Origin of the sequence: uncultured Amnibacterium sp. (assembly GCF_964245895.1) — a bacterium.
In the GTDB taxonomy this organism is placed as follows: Bacteria; Actinomycetota; Actinomycetes; order Actinomycetales; family Microbacteriaceae; genus Amnibacterium.
Genome location: NZ_CAXTOQ010000212.1, coordinates 1 through 4701 on the forward strand (window position 1 = coordinate 1; position 4701 = coordinate 4701).

The following is a 4701-nucleotide window of genomic DNA, read 5'->3' on the forward strand; positions in this document are numbered from 1 at the left end:
CGAGGACCTGCGCGTCCACTTCCCGACCGACGACGGCCTCGTCAAGAGCGTCGACGGGCTGACCTTCGACGTGAAGCCCGGCGAGATCCTCGGCATCGTGGGGGAGTCCGGGTCCGGCAAGAGCGTCACCGCCCAGGCGATCCTCGGCCTGCACAAGGGCTCCCGTGCGCAGGTGAGCGGGCACATCTGGCTGAACGGGCACGACCTCGTCGCGGCGACCGAGGAGGAGATGCGTCAGGTGCGCGGCAGCGAGGTCTCGATGATCTTCCAGGACCCGCTGTCCTCGATGCACCCCTTCTACAAGGTCGGCGACCAGATCGCCGAGGCCTACCGGGTGCACAACAAGGTCTCCACGAAGGAGGCGAGGAAGCGCGTCGTCGCGATGCTCGAGAAGGTCGGCATCCCGAACGCCGCCGGCCGCTACGACGACTACCCGCACCAGTTCTCGGGCGGCATGCGGCAGCGCGCGATGATCGCGATGGCGCTGATCTGCCGGCCGCGGCTGCTGATCGCGGACGAGCCGACCACGGCGCTCGATGTCACGGTGCAGGCGCAGATCCTCGAGCTGATCAAGGAGCTGCGGGACGAGCTGGACTCCGCGGTCATCCTGATCACCCACGACCTCGGCGTCGTCGCGGAGACCTGCGACAAGGTCGTCGTCATGTACGGCGGCCAGTGCGTCGAGAAGGGCCCGGTGGACGAGCTGTTCGCCCAGCCCGAGATGCCGTACACGTGGGGTCTGCTCGGCTCGATGCCGCGGATGGACCGGGTGCGCGAGAGCCGCCTGACCCCGATCCCCGGCTCGCCGCCGTCGCTGATCACCGTGCCGAAGGGCTGCGTGTTCAACCCCCGCTGCCGGTTCTCGGACCGCGTCCCCGGCCGCCGGTGCTTCACGGAGCACCCGGACCTGCTGCCCAGCTCGCCGGCGCACGAGGTCCGCTGCCACATCCCCCACCCGCAGCGGGTCGAGATCCTCGACGCCGAGATCCGCCCGACGCTCTGACGAAAGCCCGCACCCCATGACCTCCACCGCTCCCGCCCCGGCCGCCACCGGCGCCACCTCGCCGGCGCCGCTGCTCGAGGTGATCGACGTCACCAAGCACTTCCCGGGCCGGTCCCGGGCGAACCCGGTCAAGGCCGTCGACGGCGTCGGCTTCACCGTGCACGAGGGCGAGACGCTCGGCCTCGTCGGCGAGTCCGGCTGCGGCAAGTCCACGACGGGACGGGCGATCACGAAGCTGATCGAGCCGACCAGCGGCACGATCCGCTTCGCCGGGGAGGACATCAGCGGGCTGTCCCGCCGGGCGATGCGCCCGATGCGCCGCCAGATGCAGATGATCTTCCAGGACCCGTACTCGTCCCTGAACCCCCGGCACACGATCGGCGGCATCGTCGGCGCCCCGTTCCAGATCCAGGGCGAGCGGCCGGAGGGCGGCATCAAGCGCGCGGTGCAGGGCCTGATGGAGCGCGTCGGCCTGAACCCCGAGCACTACAACCGCTACCCGCACGAGTTCTCCGGCGGCCAGCGGCAGCGCATCGGCATCGCGCGGGCGCTCGCCCCGCAGCCGAAGCTGATCGTCTGCGACGAGCCGGTGTCCGCGCTCGACGTGTCGGTGCAGGCGCAGGTGGTCAACCTGCTCGAGGACCTGCAGAGCGAGTTCGGCCTGGCCTACGTGTTCATCGCGCACGACCTCTCGGTCGTGCGGCACATCTCCGACCGCGTCGCGGTGATGTACCTCGGCAAGATCATGGAGATCACCGACCGCGACTCGCTGTACGAGCACCCGATGCACCCGTACACGCACGCGCTGCTGTCCGCCGTGCCGATCCCGGACCCGGCGACGGAGGCGCGGCGGGAGAAGATCCTGCTCACCGGCGACCTGCCCAGCCCCTCCAGCCCGCCGTCGGGCTGCGTCTTCCACACCCGGTGCCCGAAGTTCAAGAACGAGCTGTCGGACACCGAGCGCGAGCGCTGCCGCACGCTCGAGCCCGTGCTCGAGGAGAAGCGGCCGGGGCAGAGCGTCTACTGCCACTTCCCGCAGGCCCGCACCGACCTGATCGACGGCACCGACGACGAGTCGCCGATCCGGACGACGCGACCGAAGGCCGCGTGACCGACGCTGCGCATGGCTGAGTTCGGCGTCCCGGGCCCGCCGGCCCGGATGTGGACGACGCGGCACGCGCCCGTGCTCGAGGTCGCGGACGGCGACGTCGTCACCTTCGAGGCGGAGGAGTGCAGCGCCGGGCAGCTGGCCGGGCACCGCAACGGCCGGCAGCCCCCGGCGATCGACTACGACCTGCTGTACCCGCTCGTCGGCCCGATCCAGGTCGCCGGCGCCGAGCCGGGCGACACGGTCGAGCTGGAGATCCTGGACTACCGGACCGGCACCTGGGGCTGGACGAGCGTGCTGCCGCAGTTCGGGCTGCTCGAAGACGACTTCCCGGACTACCACGTGCACCGGTGGGAGCTGCAGGACGGGACGGCCGACTTCCTCGGCGCCGCGACCGTGCCGCTGCGCCCGTTCCTCGGCGTGCTCGGCGCGACGCCGGACAGCGACGAGCCCCTGTCGCCCTTCCCTCCCGGCTTCTTCGGCGGCAACCTCGACACCCGCGACCTGGTGGCGGGAACGAGCGTGTTCCTGCCCGTCTCGACCCCCGGCGCGCGCGTCCTGCTCGGCGACCCGCACGCGGCGCAGGGCGACGGGGAGGTGTGCGGCGCGGCGATCGAGGCGAGCCTGTCCGGCGCGATCCGCCTCCGGCTGCACAAGGGACGCACCATCCCGGCGCCGCAGTTCCGCACCCCGGGGCCGCTGCGCGCGGGCATCGACGACCGGGGGTACTTCGCCACGACCGGCGTCGCGCCCGACCTGATGCAGGCGTCGCGGGACGCGGTCCGCGCGATGATCGACCACCTGGTGCGGGAGACCGGCCTCGCGCCGCTCGACGCCTACGTGCTGTGCTCGGTGGTCGTCGACCTGAAGATCACCGAGGTCGTCGACCGCCCCAACTGGGTCGTCGCCGCCTACCTGCCGCAGAGCGTCCTCACCTGACCTGGGCCCCGTCCCGCTGGTCGAGGCGCGAGCGCAGCGGGCGTCGGCGTTCCTCGTGCAGGATCGTGTGCGGCGTTCCGGACGGAACGGCGGAGTTCGTCCTGCATACGGGACCGCATCCTGATCCCGGGCCGCGCCCCGACCCCCCCCGCCCTGAGGCGCGCTCAGTCGCCGCGGAGGCGGCTGAAGAGCACGACGTCGTGGAAGGCGCCTGCCCGCCACTGCGCGTGGCGCAGCACGCCCTCCCGCGTGAAGCCCGCCTTCGTCAGCGCGCGCTGCTCGGCGATGTTCGTCACGTCCGTGGAAGCCTCCAGCCGCTCGACCCGGGAGTAGGCGAACAGGTACTCCGCGAGCAGTCGCTGCGCCTCCGTGCCGTAGCCGCGTCCGCGGTGCTCGGCGAAGAGGCCGATCCCGACGTTGAACGCGAAGCCGTGCGGCGGCGGCCCGTGGTGGACGGGGGACCAGCCCACGTCGCCCACCGCGCCGATCCCCTTCACGTCGACGACGAGGTTGCCCCGCTCGTCCGCCACCATCCCATCGGTCGCGAACTTGCGCAGCCAGGTGTTCGCGGAGCGCCACCCGAAGAACTCGAACGAGCCGGGCACCTGCTCCTCGGCGTCGAACGCGGTCGCGTCCTCGACGCGGTAGGGGCGGAGCCGGACCTCTGCGGGCATGGCCGGACGCTACCGGACGGCCTGGAACACCACCGGCCGGTACGATGTTGTGGTCACAGTCGCGCCACGACGGCGCGGCAGCGCGTGAGTGCCCCGACTCCTCGGGCGGCGCCGCGCCTCCGGCCCCCGGCCGGACCTCGACCGAAGGGCCCCATCATGGCGCACGCCACCCGCTCCGATCTGCGCAACGTCGCGATCGTCGCGCACGTCGACCACGGCAAGACGACGCTCGTCGACGCGATGCTGCGGCAGACCCACTCCTTCGCCGACCACGCCCACGTGGACGACCGCGCCATGGACAGCAACGAGCTGGAGCGCGAGAAGGGGATCACGATCCTCGCGAAGAACACCGCGATCATCTACGACGGCGAGCACGCCACGGGCGGCCCCGTCACCATCAACGTGATCGACACCCCCGGCCACGCCGACTTCGGCGGCGAGGTCGAGCGCGGCCTGTCGATGGTCGACGGCGTCGTGCTGCTGGTGGACGCGTCCGAGGGCCCGCTGCCCCAGACCCGCTTCGTGCTGCGCAAGGCGCTCGAGGCGAAGCTGCCCGTGATCCTGCTCGTCAACAAGACGGACCGGCCCGACGCGCGCATCGACGAGGTCGTGGAGGAGTCCCACGACCTGCTGCTGGGCCTCGCGAGCGACATGTCCGACGACGTGCCGGACCTCGACCTGGACGCGATCCTCGACGTGCCGGTCGTGTACGCCTCCGGCCGCAACGGCGCCGCCAGCTGGAACAAGCCGGAGAACGGGTCGCTGCCCGACAACGCGGACCTCGAGCCGCTGTTCGACGCGATCCTGAAGCACATCCCCGCGCCGGAGTACGACGACGCCCACCCGCTGCAGGCGCACGTCACGAACCTCGACGCCTCCCCGTTCCTCGGCCGCCTGGCGCTGCTGCGCGTCTTCAACGGCACGCTGAAGAAGGGGCAGACGGTGCGCATGATGGGCACGTCGGCGAAATACCCGGT

The 4701-nt window shown here is 71.7% G+C and carries 5 protein-coding genes; 4 read left to right on the forward strand and 1 reads right to left on the reverse strand.

What is annotated here, in order from left to right:
* The 3 genes from ACFE60_RS17750 to ACFE60_RS17760 all read left to right on the forward strand — a co-directional run.
* Nucleotides 1-1003 (forward strand): ABC transporter ATP-binding protein (locus ACFE60_RS17750; protein ID WP_375390182.1); only part of this gene is annotated, 1003 nt, incomplete at its 5' end.
* 16 nt (nucleotides 1004-1019) lie between these two features.
* Nucleotides 1020-2114, forward strand: coding sequence for an ABC transporter ATP-binding protein (locus ACFE60_RS17755; RefSeq protein ID WP_375390183.1), 1095 nt, complete (start codon nucleotides 1020-1022; stop codon nucleotides 2112-2114).
* A gap of 12 nt (nucleotides 2115-2126) precedes the next feature.
* The gene (locus ACFE60_RS17760) at nucleotides 2127-3050 is read left to right on the forward strand and encodes an acetamidase/formamidase family protein (RefSeq protein WP_375390184.1); all 924 of its coding nucleotides are present in this window, start codon (nucleotides 2127-2129) and stop codon (nucleotides 3048-3050) included.
* 164 nt (nucleotides 3051-3214) lie between these two features.
* Here ACFE60_RS17760 and ACFE60_RS17765 read toward each other — a convergent pair whose 3' ends face one another.
* Entirely contained in the window at nucleotides 3215-3724 is a 510-nt protein-coding gene (locus ACFE60_RS17765) for a GNAT family N-acetyltransferase (protein WP_375390185.1), read from the reverse strand.
* A 156-nt stretch (nucleotides 3725-3880) separates the two neighbouring features.
* Here ACFE60_RS17765 and ACFE60_RS17770 point away from each other — a divergent pair.
* The coding region (locus tag ACFE60_RS17770; RefSeq protein ID WP_375390186.1) for a GTP-binding protein at nucleotides 3881-4701 on the forward strand (821 nt) is incomplete at its 3' end.